The organism is Streptomyces sp. CNP082 (genome assembly GCF_059570535.1).
This window is the reverse complement of the sequence record NZ_JCANSZ010000004.1, coordinates 228261-246067: the sequence shown is the minus strand read 5'-3', so window position 1 is coordinate 246067 and position 17807 is coordinate 228261. Positions and strand designations below refer to the sequence as shown.

The window sequence follows — 17807 nt, the reverse complement described above, 5'->3', positions numbered from 1 at the left end:
TCGTTCCCCGGCCGCTCGGCACCGCCGGCGGGCCCGGAACAGGGGACCGGGCCCGCCCACCGCGATAGCTGCTGGCGGAGCAGCGTCAGCAGCGCTTCTCGGACGCGGCCTGGTGCGGCAGCGGCGCGCCTTCGGGGCGCAACGTGCCGACTGCGGCCGAGCAGTCGTCCACGGTGGCGGTGCCGTCCGTCCAGAACTCCTGCCGCGTGGTGTCGGAGTGGTAGATCTTGCCGACCACGGAGTCCTGGTCGTAGCTGAACACGCCGAGGGTCACGTCGTAGGGCTTCGCGCCGGTGTGGAAGCTGTCCCACACCCACAGGTAGCCGTAGTTCGCGTCGCACGACGGCGAGTAGAACTGCTTGACGGAGGCGATGGTCGTCCCGCTCCGCTTGATGTAGCCGGTCGCGCCGATCTGGTACGCGTCGTCGCAGACCCCGGCGGCCTGCGCCCGCTTGCTCTCGGGGTTGCCCTCGGCGGTCGGAGTGGTGCCCGCGGCCCGGTCGCTGGCGCCGGCGGGCGACGGCGCGGGTCCGCTGCCCGCGTAGGCGGCACCGGCGGGCGTGAGGACCAGCACGGTGGCGGCGGCAGCCAGAGCGAGCTTCTTGAGTCGGGTGAAACGCATAACTGTACTCCCTTTTCTGGACACAGAGGGATTTCAGAAGCATACGGCTCATGCCCCGGATACCCGGTAAGACCCGTGACGCGCCACGGGGGTTGTAGCAGTTTCGGCCGCAATTCCCCACGGTCGTCGGGGTCTTGGAGCGCAGGTGCGTCACGGGGCGCGGACGCGCCGGGGATCGCCCTCGGCGTACGCCGGCGGCGCTAGAGTGAGGCCGTGACCTCCCCCGCGGATGACCCATCGACGCTGGTCGGCGACGACGAGCGGGACAACGGCGCACGCCGGCTGCGGGACGCGTACGCCGAAGGCCGTCTGACCCGCGAGGACATGGACGCGCGGCTCGACCGGGTGCTCACCGCCACGACACAGGGCGAACTGGCCGCGGCACTGGCGTCGTTGCCGGCGGAGGACGAGGGCAGCACCGCCACGATCGGCGCCGCCGGCGGGCGGATCCGGCGCAGCGGAGCCTGGCGGGTGCCGCGCACGCTGCGGGTGACGTCGGCGTACGGGCGGGTGCAGCTGGACCTGTCGCGGGCGGTCATCGAGCACCCGGTGGTCGACATCGAGTTGCAGGTCGGCACCGGCAGAGCCTCGATCACGGTGCCGCACGACGCGGTGGTCGACCTCGACGGCCTGCAGACCGGCTGGAAGGACTCCGCCTACAAGCCCCCGCGCCGGGCCGCCTCCGGGGGACCGACGATACGGATCTCCGGGGTCATGGGCCTGGGGCGGCTGACGGTACGGCACGCGCGCCGCTGACCGGCCGCGCCCCGGCTGGGCTCGGCTGGGGCGGCGCGGCGTGAGGAGCGTGCCGGCTTGATGCCGTGGCAGGAGAGGTGGAGCAGGAGGAGGTCGTTGCGGCTGCGGTCGCGGAAGAAGCGCTCGACCGCGCGCATCACCTCTGTTCAGCCTGCCTGCGCGAAGGGGCCGTCCTCGTCGGCCGGTGGCCCGGGGGCGGCGAAGACGCGGAGGAACCTGTCCGCCTCGTCCGTCTTGCCCGCCGCCCGCACCCACTCGGCCACGCGCGCAGCCAGGAGGGCCATCTCGGGCTCCTCGCTGCCCAGCCCGAGCCAGCTCATCAACTGCTCGGCGACGCACTCCTCCGGTGAGGCGGCCGGCTCCTCGGCCTGGGAACCGGCGCCGTACTCCGGCCCGTACACGGGCTCGGGCTCCTGCTCCTGTTCCCGCTCCTGCTCCTGCTCGGGCGCGTCCAGGAGGGCGCGGAAGGGCGGGGCCACCTCGCTGTTGTTCGCCGCGGCGGACAGTTGCGCCAGCAGCCCGATGCGCTCCACCGTGCCCTCCACCTGCTCGTCGTTGCGCGCCAGCCACCAGACGACGGCGCTGCCGGGGTCCTTGAGCACGTCGTCGGAGAGGTACATGCGCTTGTTCCGCTCGTAGTTGCGCTCGTGCTCCCAGACGTCCTCGTCCTTGCGTACGTTCGACAGCTTGCTCAGGCGCTCCCGGTCGGAGTCCGACAGCGCGAGGCCGACGTCCTTCGCCATGGCCAGCACGCGGCCCGAGGCATCCGGCTCCATGACGCTCAGCACGCCGCTGAGCTGGTGCTGCGCCATGGCGGGCGACCGCGGGGACTGCCGGGCGGCGAACTCCCGGGCGCGCAGCAGGACGGCGTGCACCGCGAGGCCGCAGGGGTCGAAGTGCGGGCTCTCGCACCCCTGCGGGATCCAGCGCACGGTGGCGGAGAAGAGGAAGTCGTAGTCGGGCACGGCGCTCGGCAGCGGAACGTCCGTGACGCGGTGCTCCTGGCGCGGCGGGGGCGGGATCGGCAGGTCGGGCTCCAGGGTGTGCTCGGGCGGGATCCGGCCGCCGCGGGGTGCGCCGGCCCGGACGGCGGCGAGCGCGCCGGTCAGCGCTGCGCCGCCGAGGGCGGGCCAGAACCAGCGGGGCCAGCCGGTGGCGAGGCCGGCGATGGTCAGGACGAGCAGGCAGATGACGGTGAGGAAGACCGTCAGGGTGCGGTGACCGGAACTCATCGGAAGGTCTCCTTCGGGTCGTCGGGGCCGGCGGGCGAGGAGGGGCTCCCGGCGGGCGGAGGGCTGGGTTCCGAGGCCGGGGGGCCGAGGCCCTGGGCGGTGTCGAGGCTGCGGCGGTAGTGCTCCGCCACGTCCCGGCGCCGCACGCTGTCCGTGCCGGGTGCCAGCGCCCACTGCTGCGAGAGGACGTACGTACGGCCGGCGGCTGCGGGATACGGGGCCGCGGCGGCGGCCAGTGTCGTGAGCAGCGCGTCGCGGTGGGCGGGGGCGCAGGCGGCCTCCAGCCAGGTGCGCACGCGCGGCGCCCACTCCTCGTACGGGCCGTACGCGAACACGGCGGCCCAGCACTCCCCGAGCCGGCTGCGCGCAGCGGTGCCGGTGAACAGGCCGGGGCGCAGGGCAACCGCGTCGGCGAGGGCGAGGAAGATGCGGGCCTCGTACGGCCACCGGAAGCCGGTGGGGCCGATGCCGTGGGTGGTGAGGCGGGAGAGCAGCAGGGCGTAGAGGCGAGGTTCGCCGGTCGCGAGGTCGAGGAGGGCCACGAGCGCCGGGCGGCCGTCGCGGTCGTCCTCGGCACGGGCCAGGTGGTGCAGCCGGACGAGGGCCTGGTCGGGGTGGCTCACAGCCATCACCTGGGCGCAGACCACGGTCAGGGCCAGCCGGTACGTCCTGGACAGCTCCCGCTGGCGTACGTCGGTGAGGATCTCCCGCCGTATCGCGCGGCCGTGCACGTCGTGGTGCAGTCCCTCGGCGAGTGCCTTGGCGGCGTCGGGCAAGAGCCGGTGGGTGCCGTTGTCCGTCCACTCCCGGGCGAGCGAGAGCAGTTCCTCGGGGTGGCCGGTGCGGAGCGCCTGCTCGGCGAAGCGCTCGACGAACCGGTCCCGTTCCCCGCGGTCCAGCCGCAGGTCCCGTACGCAGCGCACGACCCAGGTGTGGAACGCGGGCCACAGGCCGGGGAAGTAGGACCAGAAGTGCGCGAGCACGGTCCGGACGCGGCGGGGTTTCGCGAAGCGCACCCGGCCGTCCGGTCCCGTAGGACAACCCAGCTTGCTCAGCTCGGTGCTGAGGTCCGTACGGTCCAGCCGGGGGCGTTCGTCCTCGGGATGGCCGGCCTCTTCCAGCAGGACCGTCACGGCGTGGTGGATGGTGTCCGGCGTGGCGCCGTGGAGCATCGCGACGGTCAGCGCCAGGGCCCGCTGCCGTCCGTCCGTCAGCTTGTCGACCCACGCGATTCCCTCCGGGTCGTCCTCCCTGAGCTGTGCCAGCTCATCCGGCCACCAGTCGCCGAACGATCCGGCGGGCGCCGCGTCCCGGGCGCGGCGGATACCGTCCGCCAGCCGCGCCACGTCGCGCATGGGGGCGTCGGCCAGAAAGCCGGCCAGGCCGGGCGCGGCGAGTGCGGCCGGGGGCGGGGTGAGGTCCGCGCGGCGCAGGTAGCGCATGAGCACGTGGTCGGCTCGGGGGCGGTCCAGACGCACCATCAGCGGGCGCAACTCCGGGGTGAGGTAGTCACTCAGGTGCGGGGAGAGCACGACGACGAGACGTGCGCCGCGCTCCTTAAGGACGGACCGGTAGGCGGACAGCTCCTCCTGCAGCTCGACGAAACGGGTCGCCTCGACGTCGGACAGGTCGAGCAGCAGGCGGTCGTCGTCGGCGACGGCCCGCCGGTCGAGCGTCCCCCGGCCGTCCTCGCCGTCCTCCGGGTCGACCTCGTGGATGCCGGTGCCGGCGGCCGGTTCGTACAGCAGCATCTGCGCGGAGGTGTGCCGGCCGGAGCCCGGCTCGCCGCAGAGGACAGCGAGGCGGTTCTCGCGCAGCAGGCGGCGAGCCTCGCCGAGGCCCCGGGGCGGAACGAAGCGCTGGTGGACGAAGGCGAGTTGTTCCTCGGCGATTTTGCGGGGAGGCTTGCCGCCATGACCGAGGCGCTGGGACGCCTCGGCCATGGCGGCGACGTAGATGTACTGGTCGCCGGACCCGCTGTGGGACGGGCCGTGGGCCTGGCCGACGTAGGTGCCGTAGTCCGTCATCGGTCGTTCTCCCGGCGGCGGCGCGCGGGGCCGAAGTTCTGGTTGATGCCGCCGTGGTCGCTGCCGCCGACGATGTTGCCGTCGCCCGTGACCTGGGGGCCGTCGATGCGGTCGCCGTGGACTTGGTCGCCGGAGCCGGTGTGGAACGGGGCGTTCGCCTCGCCGACGACGGTGCCGATCCGGCCGCTGATGTTGCCGATGCCGCCGTGCTGGCCGGTGTTGTGCATCCCCGGGGGGCTTGCGGCGTCGTCGGGCGCGGGTGCGGCGGGCGGCTTTGCCAGGGCGGCGGGATCGTGATCGGCGTCTACGAGCCCGGGGACCTGCTTGGCGAGCTGGTCGCCGATGAGCGCGAGGTCGTGGCGCGCCGTGCGTAACGTGAAGCGCAGGTACTGGCAGTCCGCCAGCGCGACGATGCTCTCGGGCAGCCAGCCGGGGTCGAGTTGTTCGGTGTTCCGGCCGAGAAGGACGGGCATGACGGCGACGCCGTGCGCGAACGCCTCCTCGATCTCGCGCCGCACCCAGTCGTCCTCGTGGTCGAGCGCCCTGGTGCCCGGCCGGTCGGGGTGCTCGGTGTCCGTCCAGCCGTTGCCGATCAGCGCGAGCAGGACGCTGCTGCGGCGTACGCCCCTGGTCAGGGCGTACTTGTAGTTCTCGCCTGCGGGGATGGACTGGGCGGCGAGGAAGACGGTGCCGTCGCCGAAGCGGCGGGTCAGCTCGTGGTAGATCGCGTAGGCGGCGTCCTTTCCTTCGCTGGTGCGGTAGTTGATGAAGATTTCGGGCATGGCGGGACGTCCTTTCGTGCGGTTGTTGTCGGTGGTGGTCGTGGGGCGGTCGGTCAGCGGGTGGCGCGCGGTGCGGCAGTCGTCAGGGCCGCGGTGAGGTCGGGGCTCAGCTCCCGTACGGCGGCGTTGCGCGGGTGGCGGCCCAGGATGCGGGCCGTGCGGCGGAGGTCGGCGGCGATGGTGGCGGAGTGGACAAGGCCGGCGTGGGCGAGGAGGGGGCGCAGGACGTCGCAGGCGTGCTCGACCTGGCCGGACGCGGCGTGCGCGAGGGCCAGGCGGACGCCGGAGCGGGTGCGGCTGCGCACCGCGTGGGGCGGCATACGGGCCGTCTCCTGGGCGAGGTAGTCGGCGGCGCGCTGGGGCCGGCCGAGGTGGTACAGGCACCAGCCGGTGTACAGCGACACCACGTCGGGGACGTGGGAGGAGCCGATGACCGGCTCGGCGGGGTCCGGCTTGTCGAGGGCGAGGAGTTCGCGGGCCCGGTCGAGGCGGTGCATGGACGCGCTGTAGTTGCCGTCGAGGGCGTGGCCCTGCGCTTCGAGCTGGGCGGCGAGGCCGCGGATACGAGGTGGGGCGTCGCCGTCGCGGGCGTGCTCCGCGAGGCCGACCGCCTGGGCCACCTCGCCGCGGAGCAGGCTGACGAGGGCGCGCCGGACCAGGCCGTACGCCGCAAGGTGGCGGTCATCGCCGGCCTCCGCCAGCTCCACGGCCCGGTCGGTCCACCACAGGGCGGCTTCGTCGTTGCCGGCTTCCTGGGCCATCCACCCGGTGTACTCGGCGAACCGGGCGGCCAGGAGCAGCAGTTCCCGCCGGGTGTGCGGACCGGAGCGCAGGGCGAGCTGCTCCGTGGTGTGCGTCTGGGCGATCAGCGCGGGCAGCAGGAGCGCGGGGGCGGCCGTCTGGCCGAGGCGGCGGAACTGGTCGAACACCGCCCGCGACGCCTCGGTCAGCGTCGTTCCCCCGGCGTCGGCGGAGCCGCGCACGCCGTCGGCGTCGAGCGCCGTGACCGGGCCGGCGTCGTGCGCGTCAAGCGCGAAGACCGGGGCGGTGCCGCGGTCGGCGCCGGCGGCGGCGTCGTGCCGCCCTGCCGTCGACTCGAACCGGCTCGAACCGTCCTTGTGCATGCGCAACGACCACACCTCACCGCCATGGCTTGCAGGAGAGCGCCGGGGCGGCACGGCGCGCTCAGGCACGAGAGCGGCGAGCGTGCCGCCCGCGCCGAGCGCGGTGTCGCACCACCGGGCGAGCTCGGGCGTGGGACGCTTCTGCCCGGTCTCGACCTTGCTCAGATGGCTCTTGCTGTAGTGCACCAGCGCGGCGAGACGATCGAGCGTGAGCCCCGTCGCCAGGCGCTGCCTGCGGAGTTCGGGCCCGAACACGTGCGTGCGCTCAGGCATCCTGCCTCCCGTGACCGTGCCGCTGTCGCGGCTTCCGATCGCCGGCACCAGTCAGCGTGCGGCATCGGACTCGGGTGGAACAAGGCGAATGTGGTTGTTTCCCGTTTCCCATACGCAGAGTGAACGAACGGGTCTCCGCGCGTGTCGAGAGTCCGCCCAGGCCAATCGTCAGAGGGCTGCGGGGGCGGGTGGAGTGGCGGGTGGGGCGGCGGGTGGGGTCGTGGCCGGGGTGAGGGTGGCGTGGTGGAAGGCGGCGTAGCGGCCGTTGCGGGCCAGAAGGGCGTCGTGGGTGCCTTCTTCGGCTATCCGTCCGGCGTCGAGGAAGACGATGCGGTCGGCGCGGCGGACCGTGCGCATGCGGTGGGCCACGATGACGACGGTGCGGCCGGCCATGAGCCGTTCGATGCCCTGGTGGACGGCTGCCTCGTTCACCGGGTCGAGCGCCGAGGTGACTTCGTCCAGCAGGACGACGGGGGCGTCCTTCAACAGCGCGCGGGCGACGGCCACCCGCTGGCGTTCACCGCCGGAGAGCGCGGTGCCCCCTTCGCCGACTTCGGTCGCCCAGCCGCCGGGGAGGCGGTCGACCACCTCGTCGAGCCGGGCGGCGGTGGCGGCGGCGCGGACCTCGGCGTCGGTGGCGCCGGGGCGGCCGAGGCGGACGTTGTCCTCGATGGTGCCGTCGAAGAGGTAGACGTGCTGGAAGACGATGGCGATCCGGGACATCAGGGTCTCGGTGCCGATCGCGCGGACGTCCTGGCCGCCGACGCGGACGGCGCCCGCGTCCACGTCGTAGAAGCGGGTGATCAGGTGCAGCAGGGTGCTCTTGCCGGCGCCGGACGGGCCGACGACGGCGAGGCGTTCGCCTTCGGCGACGGTGAGAGACACGCCGTCCAGGACCGTACGGTCGCCGTGGCGGAAGGTGACCGCGTCGAACTCCAGGGAGTGGCCGGCGGGCTCGACGGGGTCGGCGGCTTCGGGGAGGGGTTCCGTGCGCAGCACCGTGTCGAGCTCCGCCACCACGGTGCGCGCGGCGCGGAACTTGCCCGCCGCGTCCGACAGGGACAGCAGAGGGTCCGCGCAGCGGGCGGCGAGGACGAGGACCGCCAGCACCTCGGCCGTGGCGGCGTCGCCGTTGAGGGCGAGATAGGCGCCGAGGGCGAGGAGCGCGGTGAAGAGCGCCTGCACCGTGAGGGCCAGGCCCAGGACGCCCGGCAGCACGGACAGCGTGGTGCGGCGGGACGAGCGCTGTACGTCGTGCAGCGCGTCGTCCAGCAGCCGGAACCGCTCGGCGGACCTGCCGCCGGCGCGCAGCACGGGCTGGGCCTGGAGGTACTCGATGACGCGGCTGGCGGCCTCCTGGTCGCGCGCGGCGCGCTCCTCGTCGGCGGCGGCCATCGACCGGCTCGTCCAGATCTGCATGCCGGCGACCACCGGTACGGCGACCAGCGCGGCGAGCCCCAACTGCCAGTTGAAGACGAGGATGACGGCGACGATCGTCAGCGGGGTCACGGCGGCGGAGACGGACGGGGCCAGCAGGTGCGCGACGACGCTCATGGCCTGCAGCACGCCCTGCCCGGCGAGGGCGGAGACCTCGCCGACGCGGCCGGCGCTGTACCAGCCGACGGGCAGCCGGGCGAGGTGGTCGCCGAGCCGGTGGTACAGCCCGCGCAGCATCTCGACGCCGACGCGGAAGCCGGCGAGGTCGCTGGCGAACCGCAGCACGCCGTAGACCGCGACGACGGCACCGAAGGCGGTAAGCCACGGCCAGGCGTCCTCGGGCGAACTGCCGAACAGCGCACGCAGCACCGGGACGAGCAGCGCGTAGGACAGCCCCTCCACGACCGCGGTCGCCAGCATCAGCGAGACGGTGCGACGCATCGGGCGGGCGTGCTGGTGGCCCAGCACCCGCAGCAGGGTGGGGATCATCGGCGCTGGTCTCCTTCCAGGACGGCACCGGTGGGTGAGGTGGAGTGGAGCTGGGCAGCGGTCGCCGCCCCGGCGGTCTCTATGGCCTCGGCCGTCCCGGTCCGGTCCGCCGCGGTCCCGTCCGTCCCGGTCTCGTCCGCCGCAGTCTCATCCGCCGCGGCCCGGTGGGCGCGCCAGAAGTCGGCGAACTTACCGCCCCGGGCCAGGAGTTCCGCCGGGCTGCCCATCTCCGCGATCGCCCCGTCCGCCAGCATCACGACGCTGTCGGCCTCCGCGACGGTCTCCAGGCGGTGGGCGATGATCAGGATCGTCCTGCCGTCGCCGCTGGACGCCACCAGGGCGCGGCGCACCGCCAGTTCGGTCTGCGGGTCGGCGAAGGACGTCGCCTCGTCGAGGACGAGCACGGGGGCCGCGGCGAGCAGGGCGCGGGCGAGGGAGAGGCGCTGCGCCTCGCCGCCGGACAGCTCGGCCTCGTCGCCGATCAGCGTGTCGTAGCCGCGGGGCAGTTCGAGGATGCGGTCGTGGATGTGCGCCCGGACGGCGGCGCGGATGACGGCCTCCCTGTCGGCGCCGGGTACGGCGAGGGCGATGTTGTCGGCGACGGAGGCGCGCAGCAGGCGGACGTCCTGGAAGACGAACGAGACCGTGCGGTACAGGTCGGCACCGGCCATGTCGCGCAGATCGACGCCGCCGAGGCGGACCGTGCCCCGGTCGGGGTCGAAGAACCGCGGCAGCAGTTGGACCAGGGTGGACTTCCCGCTGCCCGAGGGGCCGACGAGCGCGGTGACGGTGCCGGGTTCGAGGACGAGGTCGATCCCGCGCAGCACCTCGCGCCCGGGGTCGTAGCCGAAGCGGACGCCGCGCAGCTCGACGCGGTGGCCCTGCGGCGTGCGCGGGTGCGCGGGCTGGGGCAGCGGCTGCACGCCGAGCACGTCCCGGATGCGGCCGACGGCGCGGCGGGCGGCCTGCAGGTCCTCGAAGGCGTGGCCGAGGAGGGCTCCGACGGGGGCGGTGAGGCCGAGGCCGAGGAGGAGGAACGGCAGGAGGTCGGCGGGGGCCAGCGACCCGGCGGTGACCATGGAGGTGCCGCCGATGAGCACGACGAGCAGCACGAACGGCGGAGACAGCGCCATCTGCATGCCCGCCCCGATCGGGGAGATGCCGTGGACCATCCGCTTGAAGGTGTCGGTGAAGCCGTCGACGGCGGTACGGAACGTGCGGTGCGCGCGCTCGCCGCCGCCGAACGCCTTGACCTCCGCGATCCCCTGCACGAACTCGACGGACGCGCTGGAGATCCGGCCCATGGCCGCGTCGTATTCCTCCTGGTCGCGCACCCGCGCGGGGAGCATGAACAGCGGGACGTGCGCGAGGGCGAGGACCACGGGGATGAGCGTGATGAGCGTGAGCCGCCAGTCGACGGTCAGGAGGTAGGCCAGGGAGGCGGCGGGCACGACGAATGCGGAGATCAGCTCGCTGGGCGCGTGGGCGATGAGCGGGTGCATCGACTCCACGTCCTCCCTGACGACCTTCGCCAGCTCGCCGGTCCTGCGCCGGGAGAACCAGCCGATGGGCACCCGGCCCAGGCCGGCGGCCAGCCGGCGGCGCAAGGACAACTGCACCCGGCCGTCCAGGAGATGACCGACGCCCGACGAGGCGGCCGTGAACAGCAGCCGCACGAGCAGCCCGGCGGCGCCCACGGCGACGGCCGTCCAGGCGCGGTCGTGGTCGACGGGGCCGGAGGCCAGCAGCGTGCGGCCGAGCTCGACGACGGCGAGCAGGGGCACGAGGCCGGCGAGGGCGCCGACGACCTGGAAGAGCACGACGGCGGTGAACCCGCGGAGGTGGGGGCGGAGAAGCCCGGAGACCGTACGGCCGGGGCGCGGCAGCGCCGCGGTGGCGATCACGACCGCCACCACCAGCAGCGCCGCGCACAGCGTCAGACCCAGCGCGTACCCGTCGTTGAGGGCGGCCGGTGTCCGGGCCTCGCCCGTGCGGTGGTGCGCCGCGGTGCCGAGGGCCGCCAGGCCCAGGGCGGCGCCCAGTTGGCGGGCGCTGTTGAGCAGGCCGGAGGCCATGCCCGCCTCGTGGGCCGCGACGCCGTCGGTGGCGACATTGACCAGCGGGCCGAGGACGAGGCCGAAGCCGACGCTGGCCGGGATCGACGGCCCGAGCGCGTCCACCACGTACGAGCCGTCCGCGTCGATGAACCCGTACCAGGCGAAGCCCGCCGCCGTCAGCAGCCCGCCGCCGGCGAGCAGGAGCCTCGGCGGATACCGGTAGCCGAGCTTCACCGCGAGGACAGAGCCGGCGACCACCCCGAGGGCGAACGGCAGGAACTGCACCCCCGTCTCCGCCGGGCCGTTCCCCAGCACCCGCTGGAGGTAGAGCGACATGAAGTAGAACGACGAGGCCATGGCCGCGCCGATCACCAGCGTGTACGTGATCGCGCCGAGCACTGCGCGGTTGGCGAGCAGGCCGAGGCGGATCAGCGGGTCGCGGCTCGTGGTCCGTTCGACCAGGACGAACGCCGTCAGCAGGGCGAGGGCGACGGCCAGCGTCGTGACCGTGACGGCGGAGGTCCACGCGTGCCGGTCCGTGCGGACGATGCCGAACACCAGCAGGGTCATCCCGCCCGTCGCCAGCACCGCCCCGAGCACGTCGGGGCGGCCTCTGCCGCGGTCCGCGCCGCCGGGCGGCCGGGCCCCGTCGGCCGCGACGCCGCGCCAGGTCATGGCCAGCGCGACCAGGGCCATCGGCACGTTCACGAACATCACCCAGCGCCAGCCCGCGTACTCCGTGAGCACCCCGCCGATCAGCACCCCGAGCGCCCCGCCGGCGGCGTTCGTCGCACTCCAGATGCCGAACGCCCGCACCCGCGCCCGCCCCGACGGGAACGTCGCCGTCAGCAGCGCCAGCCCCGCCGGGGCCAGCGCCGCGGCGCCGACGCCCTGGGCGGCCCGCGCCGCGACCAGGTGCCCCGGCTCGGTGGCGAAGCCGCCGAGGAGGGAGGCGACGCCGAACAGGCCGAGGCCGATGAGGAGCATCCGCTTCTGCCCGTACCGGTCGGCGGCCTTGCCGCCGAGCAGCAGCAGGCCGCCGAAGGTGAGCGCGTACGCGTGGATGACCCACGTCAGGCCCACCTCGCCGAAGCCGAGGGCGGCGCCGATCTCCGGCAGCCCGACGTTGACCACCGACAGGTCCAGCGACACCAGGAACTGCGCCACCGCCGCCGTGGCGAGCACGAGGCCGGCACGCGCCCCCTGCGCGGACCCGCCCGGCCCTCCCCGGTCTGCCGCCCCCTCCTGGCCCGCCGCCCCTTCCCGGTCCGCCGTTCCGGCCCGGTCCCCGTCCCCGTCCCCGTCCCCGGTCATGATTCCTCCCGTGGTCCAGCCGACTTCCGGAACATGTTCCGGAACACGTTCCTAAACGTACACCACCCCTCAGACAACGCCCAGAGCAAGCCTGCTGACCTGGATTGATTTCCCGGATGAGCCCCGGGGCAGCATGATGGGACGGTGCCCGGACAACGAGACCGCCGACAGCCCGCCTCCCCGCCCTCCGGCCGCACCGGCCGGCCGCGGTCGACGTCGCGTGCCGAGATCCTGGCGGCGGCCCGCCGGGTCATCGACGAGGACGGCTGGGAGACGCTGACCGTCCGCCGGCTGGCCGCCGAGATCGGCATCGGGACCACGACGCTCTACCACCACGTACACAACAAGGACGACCTGGTGGTCGAGCTGGTCAACCAGCACCTCGGCCAACTCGCCCTCCCGGAGCTGCCGGACGACCCCCGCGAGCGGATCGTCGTCGCCGCCACGACGATGCACGACGCGCTCACCAACTGGCCCTGGGCGGCCGAGGCGCTGACCGCGGACGGCTTCATCGGGCGCCTCGGCGACTCCGCGCTGTGGATCGTCGAGACGATCGTCGCGGGGGCGGTGGCCGCCGGCTGCACGCAGGCGCAGGCCGTCGACGTCTTCCGGGGGATCTGGTACTACACCGTCGGCGAAGTCCTCGTACGCGCCCGCTCCGAGCGCCGCCGCGCCGACGTCGGCTCCGCCGACCTGGCGTTCAGCCTGCGCCGCCTCGATCCGTCCCGCCAGCCGCAGTTGGCGGCGATCGGCGAGATGTGGCGGGAGCGGTCGGCCCTCGACCTGTATCCGAAGATGCTGCGGATCATCGTCTCCGGGCTCCTCGCGGAGGCCGGCCAGCCCGTCGAGCCGGCCGGCCCCTCCAGCCCGGCCGGCCCCTCCAGCCCGGCCGGCTAGTCCGGCACGGCGGCGACGGCCTCGGTCTCCACGAGTCGGCCGGCGTGGTCGCCGGGGTCAGATCACGCCGTCGAGGTCCCGCAGCAGGCGGGCCTTGGAGCGGGCGCCGACCACGGAGCGTACGGGCTCGCCGCCGCGGAAGACGAGCAGCGTCGGCACGGCCAGGACGCCGTGTGCGACGGTCGTGTCCGGGTTCTCGTCGACGTCGAGGCGGACGGCCATGACCCGGTCGCCCAGCTCGGCGGCGAGCGCGCCGAGGACGGGGGTGAGCTGCTTGCACGACGGGCACCACCGGGCGGTGAACTGCACCAGCACCGGCACGTCCGCGCGCAGCACCTCGTCGGTGAACGTCTCGTCCGTCACGTACGGAACGCCCTGTGTGGTCTGCGTCGTTGCCATGGCCCCTCTTCCTCCGTCAGGTCTCCGTCAGCTCTTCGCCAGGTCGCCGTCAGCTCTTCACCGGCACTTCCTCAGCCGCCGCACAGCGGCGCGTCCGTCCCGGCCCCGCCCGCCCCGCACGGCGCCGGCAGCGCCTCCGCGCGCGCCAACTGCGCGGTCAGGTGGTCGCGCGCCGCCCGCAGCGCGCCCATCAGCCCGTCCAGCTCGGCGATCTTCCTGCGGTACACCGCGCGCGCGTCGGGGCACGCGTCACCCGCCGCATGCCCGGCGCGCAGGCACTCCACGAACGGCCGCGTGTCCTCCAGCTCGAAGCCGAGGTCCTGCAGCGTGCGGATCTGCGCGACGAGCCGCAGCGCGTCGTCGCCGTACACGCGGTGTCCGTTGGTGCCGCGGTCGGCGGCGGGCAGCAGCCCGCGCGACTCGTAGTAGCCCAGGGTCCGCGTGCTGACCCCGGCCCTCTCGGCGAGTTCCCCGATGCGCATACAGCCGACGTTAGACGTTGACGCCGACGTCAGGACAAGCGCCGGACCGCTACGCCCCCGGCCGGCGGGCGAGGACGTAGGCGCGCGTCGTCTCGGGCTCCTGCGGGTAAGGGGCGCGCTCCAGCGTCGCCTCGACGGCGAAGCCGGCCACCCGGAGCAGGCCGGCCACCGCCGGCGGCTCGAGGAAGCGGAAGTCCACGTCCACCGGGTGCCCCCACCAGTCGTCCAGGTGCCGCACCTCGGTGCCCGCGTGGAACGAGACCAGCAGCCGCCCGCCCGGCCGCAGCACGCGCCGGGCCTCGGCGAACGCGGGCGCCAGCTCGTCCGGTTCGAGGTGGATGACCGAGTACAGCGCGACCGCCGCGCCGAACTCGCCGTCCGCCGCCGGCAGCCGCAGCAGGTCGCCCTCGCGGAACTCCGCCTCCGGGTGCTCCCGCCGGGCGAGCGCGACCATGCCCGGCGACAGGTCGACCCCGACCGCCCGCGCCCCGTGCGCCGCGAGCCACCCCGTGACGTGCCCCGGCCCGCAGCCGAGGTCGGCGACCGGCGCGCCGTCCTCGGCCTGCTCCAGGAGCGCCGCGAGCAGCGCCCGGTCCAGCGGCTTGTGCGTCAGCTCGCCGCCGACGGTGTCGAGGTACGTCTCCGCCACCGTGTCGTAGGTGGTCCGTGTCCTGTCGTGGTCTCCCGCGCGCGCCATGCGGCACAGCATCCCACCCCGGGTGCGGGGCGATCACCCGGGTTTCCGCGCACCCGGGCCCCCGTCACGTCCGCGCCGGGACCGCCGCCTCGGCCGCGTCGTCCGGCAGCGGCATCGAGTCCATGAAGGAGCTGACGGAGAACACCGCGCGCCCCGCCCCCGGCGGCCCGTACCCCGGCGGGGACGACAGCCCGTGGGTGTCCAGCGCGTCCTGGTACGTCTCCAGCAGCCGGATGTGGTACTCCAGCGGCGCGCCCTCGGGGTTGGCCTTGCCCAGCGGCGTCGTGGGCTCCGGGCACCAGGTGGTGAACCGCGGCACGACCCCGTGCGACATGAAGAAGTCCAGCCCCTCGCGCGTGGATGCGATGGCCTCGTCGACCGTCGTGAAGCCGAACGGCTCGGCCATCTCCACGCCGGCGACGAAGTTGGGGATGACGTTCGAGGGCCCGAAGACCTCGGCGGAGTCGAGGATGCGGCGGTGCCACTCGTCGCGCCCGACGTAGCGCTCCTTGCCGGGGCAGTACAGCTCGAACAGCCGCCGGTCCCACACCTCGAAGTTGGGGTGGTAGATCTGCGCGCCGTAGTCGTGGAAGCGCTGCACGTCGGCCTTCGGCAGCGCCTGGGCGACGACCTTGCCGATCCAGCGGCCGGGGAAGCGCTCCTCGATGGCCTTGGCGTACTGGCCGTAGAAGTCGGCCTCGTCCTTGCCGCCGATGTGGCGGGTCACGGCGCCGCCGGTGAGGGTGTACGCGGTGGAGGTCTTCGCGGTGTCGTACCGGTCGATGATCTCCAGCGCCTCCAGTACCTCCTCCACCGGCTTCACGCCCGTGTACGGGCGGCCGGCGGCCCTGTGCTGGCGCCAGTTGTGGTTGATGTCGCAGTACTGGCACTCCTCCTTGGCGCCGAAGTACTGGCAGACGCGGAAGACCGTGAGGTAGATCAGGTAGCCCCACTGGATGGTGGGCGCGACCTCCATGACGGACTTGCCGTTCGCGAGCTTGTGCCGGTAGTAGTCCGGCATCGGCGGCAGGCCGACGTCGGCGATGCGGACGCCGTCGAGGTACAGGCCGAGGGCGCCGTCGTCGCCGGGCTTGACGCGGTACGGGGACGCGGGGTTGACCCGTACGGAGACGACGGTGCGGCGCAGGTCGTACGGGCCGCCGGTGAGGACGACCTCCTCCGGCGGGCGGTTGAGGGCGGCGGCGCCGAGCTCGGGGAGCGTGCCGTGGTCGAAGGAGAAGATGAAGTACGACTTCGGCTTCACCTCGCCGGAGCCGTCCTCGCCCGCGCCGCTGAGCGCGGAGTCGTCGAAGGCCATCCCGCCCCGCAGCAGGTCCTCCTTGATCACGGCTTCCCTGGGCACGTGAGGGAAGCGGGCCATCAGGCCCTCGACCAGGTCGGTCCGGCTGCGGCTCGCTGCGGTGTCGGTGTCCATGCACTTGCTCCTTCCCGGCGTCCGTGGCGGAGCGACGCCGCACCCTCCATTGAACACGGGCGCCCGGCCCAGCCCGGCGGCGGGGGCGCAGGGGGCCGGTTTTTCCTTTCGGGTGAATTCGGGTGGCGGTGTACGGGCCGCTCCCGGTGGGCTCAGGCGTTCGCGGGTGTGCCCGGGAGGGTCGCGGGAGCGCGGGCGGCGCGCGCGGCGCCGCCGGGGGCGGAACGCGCCGCGGGGAGGCCGCGGCCGGGCGGGGCTGCGGCGGAGGTGGTGCGGCCGGGGGCGTAGCGGATGTGCGCTCGGCCGTTCGGCGGAGCCGTGGATACGTCCAGCAGACCGTCCGACATCGCGACTAAACGCCCAAGTCGCCCTCTTTTCTGCACAACTGACTTTAGCGGCACACACTCAAATGGCGGATCAAATCCGGATACTCCGGCTACTGTTCTCTTCAAGTCGCAGGACCTAGAGGGGAGTAGTGCGGATGGGGCCGATGAAGAAGATCCCGGGACAGCGCAGTCCGGTGGAGTGTGCGCGCGCCTTGGACCAGGCACTCGAGGCCCAGCGAGCCCGGACCGCCCTCGTCCGGGCGATCAAGAACGGCGAAGTCGACTGCGTACAGGCGCTGGAGCGCGCGGCCCGGGACGCCCTGGCCGGGGACATGCTGGCGAAAGACTTCCTGCTGGCGCTGCCGGGGGTGGGGCCGGCGCAGACGGCGAAGCTGATGACGAGGCTGGGCCTGTCGGACACCCGCAGGCTGCGGAGCCTGGCCCCGGGGCAGCGGGAGCTGATCGGCGCGGCGGTCCGGAGCTGAGCCCTCCGGGGCGGGCGGCGGGGATTGCAGGGCCGGGGCCCGTGGACCGTGCCGTACGGACGGCGGGCCCCGGGCCCACTGAGCGTGCTCGCTGCCGCCGGCCCCGACGAACCGGCCGCAGGACGGCTTCCGGTCGGCTTCCGTCCGCCGCCCGACCACGCGGCGCCCCGTCGACCGCCCTTTACCACCGGCTCCGCCCCCACGTGGCCGTTTCGCGCGGAATCGGCATTTCCACCCGCCCCGGACCACACACTGGAGCCACGGTCGGCGCACGGGGCGGCGGCGCGGCGAGGAGGTGGCCGCCGATGGCATGTGGCTCGTGGAACTCCCGCCGATGCACGGCCAGGCACTACTGGCGCACGCCGACGCCGAGACGCTGCGCCACGTCCGCCAGACCCCCCGTACCCAACCGGCGCTGCACCGCGGGCAACCGGCCCCGGACCCGCTGCCGCTGACCCGCTGCACCACGCACCCGCCCGGCCCACGGCCGCACGCCGCCGCTACTCCAGCACCGCCGTCGCCTCGACCTCGACCAGCAGGTCCGGCTCCCCGAGCGCGGCCACCCCGAGCAGGGTGATCGGCTTGACCGGGTCGACGCCGAGCTTCGCCGCCGCCCGGTTCACGCCCTCGCCCAGCAGCGGCATCTTCTCCGGGCTCCAGTCCACGACGTAGACCGTCAGCTTCGCCACGTCGTCGAAGGAGCCGCCCACCCCGGCCAGGGCGGTCGCGACGTTGAGATAGCTCTGCTCGACCTGGGCGGCGAGGTCGCCTTCGCCCACGGGGCGGCCGTCGGCGTCGCGGGCGACCTGACCGGCGAGGAACACCAGTCTCGATCCGGTGGCGACCGACACCTGCCGGTAGACCTCGGGCTTCGGCAGCCCCTCGGGATTGACCAGGGTCACGGACATATACGGCCCCTTCCTCGCTCGTCTCTTCTTTCTTGCACCTCGTCCCGCACTATACATAGCGATGT

15 protein-coding genes are annotated in these 17807 nt (G+C 73.8%); 3 read left to right on the top strand and 12 right to left on the bottom strand.

Annotation, left to right across the window (positions count from 1 at the left end):
- Positions 1–85: 85 nt before the first annotated feature.
- Positions 86–574, bottom strand: coding sequence for a hypothetical protein (locus B124_RS05390; protein ID WP_496501562.1), 489 nt, complete (start codon positions 572–574; stop codon positions 86–88).
- Between the two features lie 261 nt (positions 575–835).
- On the opposite strand from B124_RS05390, the gene B124_RS05385 reads away from it, so the two are divergent.
- Positions 836–1378 (top strand): DUF1707 SHOCT-like domain-containing protein, encoded by a 543-nt coding sequence (locus B124_RS05385; protein WP_496501475.1) that lies wholly within the window; start codon positions 836–838, stop codon positions 1376–1378.
- 146 nt (positions 1379–1524) lie between these two features.
- Here the strand turns inward: B124_RS05385 and B124_RS05380 are convergent, their stop codons facing one another.
- The 6 genes from B124_RS05380 to B124_RS05355 form a co-directional block, all read right to left on the bottom strand.
- Complete coding sequence (locus B124_RS05380; RefSeq protein ID WP_496501474.1) at positions 1525–2610, bottom strand: hypothetical protein; 1086 nt, start codon at positions 2608–2610, stop codon at positions 1525–1527.
- A complete protein-coding gene (locus B124_RS05375; RefSeq protein ID WP_496501473.1) occupies positions 2607–4637 on the bottom strand; it encodes an ABC transporter substrate-binding protein in 2031 nt (676 codons plus the stop codon). Before B124_RS05375 ends, B124_RS05380 begins: the two co-directional genes overlap by 4 nt.
- Positions 4634–5419 carry a toll/interleukin-1 receptor domain-containing protein gene (locus B124_RS05370; RefSeq protein ID WP_496501472.1) on the bottom strand — a complete coding sequence of 262 codons (786 nt, stop codon included), beginning with the start codon at positions 5417–5419 and terminating at the stop codon, positions 4634–4636. The genes B124_RS05375 and B124_RS05370 overlap by 4 nt, the downstream gene beginning before the upstream one ends.
- 53 nt (positions 5420–5472) lie before the next feature.
- Positions 5473–6816: a helix-turn-helix domain-containing protein gene (locus B124_RS05365; RefSeq protein WP_496501471.1), complete on the bottom strand. Its 1344-nt coding sequence runs from the start codon at positions 6814–6816 to the stop codon at positions 5473–5475.
- 168 nt (positions 6817–6984) lie between these two features.
- The gene (locus B124_RS05360) at positions 6985–8742 is read right to left on the bottom strand and encodes an ABC transporter ATP-binding protein (protein ID WP_496501470.1); all 1758 of its coding nucleotides are present in this window, start codon (positions 8740–8742) and stop codon (positions 6985–6987) included.
- A complete protein-coding gene (locus B124_RS05355) occupies positions 8739–11984 on the bottom strand; it encodes an MFS transporter (RefSeq protein WP_496501561.1) in 3246 nt (1081 codons plus the stop codon). Before B124_RS05355 ends, B124_RS05360 begins: the two co-directional genes overlap by 4 nt.
- Before the next feature lie 273 nt (positions 11985–12257).
- Here B124_RS05355 and B124_RS05350 point away from each other — a divergent pair, with 273 nt between their 5' ends.
- Positions 12258–13010 (top strand): TetR/AcrR family transcriptional regulator, encoded by a 753-nt coding sequence (locus tag B124_RS05350; protein WP_496501469.1) that lies wholly within the window; start codon positions 12258–12260, stop codon positions 13008–13010.
- A 57-nt stretch (positions 13011–13067) separates the two neighbouring features.
- Here the strand turns inward: B124_RS05350 and B124_RS05345 are convergent, their stop codons facing one another.
- The 4 genes from B124_RS05345 to B124_RS05330 all read right to left on the bottom strand — a co-directional run bounded on the left by B124_RS05345 (position 13068) and on the right by B124_RS05330 (position 16023).
- Positions 13068–13409, bottom strand: a complete 342-nt coding sequence (locus B124_RS05345) for a thioredoxin family protein (RefSeq protein ID WP_496501468.1) — start codon at positions 13407–13409, stop codon at positions 13068–13070.
- A gap of 71 nt (positions 13410–13480) precedes the next feature.
- Entirely contained in the window at positions 13481–13891 is a 411-nt protein-coding gene (locus B124_RS05340; protein ID WP_496501467.1) for a MerR family transcriptional regulator, read from the bottom strand.
- A 49-nt stretch (positions 13892–13940) separates the two neighbouring features.
- Entirely contained in the window at positions 13941–14588 is a 648-nt protein-coding gene (locus B124_RS05335) for a class I SAM-dependent methyltransferase (RefSeq protein ID WP_496501466.1), read from the bottom strand.
- 64 nt (positions 14589–14652) lie between these two features.
- A complete protein-coding gene (locus tag B124_RS05330; protein ID WP_496501465.1) occupies positions 14653–16023 on the bottom strand; it encodes a radical SAM protein in 1371 nt (456 codons plus the stop codon).
- 481 nt (positions 16024–16504) lie between these two features.
- On the opposite strand from B124_RS05330, the gene mihF reads away from it, so the two are divergent.
- Positions 16505–16834, top strand: coding sequence for an integration host factor, actinobacterial type (gene mihF, locus B124_RS05325; protein WP_496501464.1), 330 nt, complete (start codon positions 16505–16507; stop codon positions 16832–16834).
- 500 nt (positions 16835–17334) lie between these two features.
- Here mihF and B124_RS05320 read toward each other — a convergent pair whose 3' ends face one another.
- A complete protein-coding gene (locus B124_RS05320) occupies positions 17335–17742 on the bottom strand; it encodes a RidA family protein (RefSeq protein ID WP_496501463.1) in 408 nt (135 codons plus the stop codon).
- Positions 17743–17807: the final 65 nt, after the last annotated feature.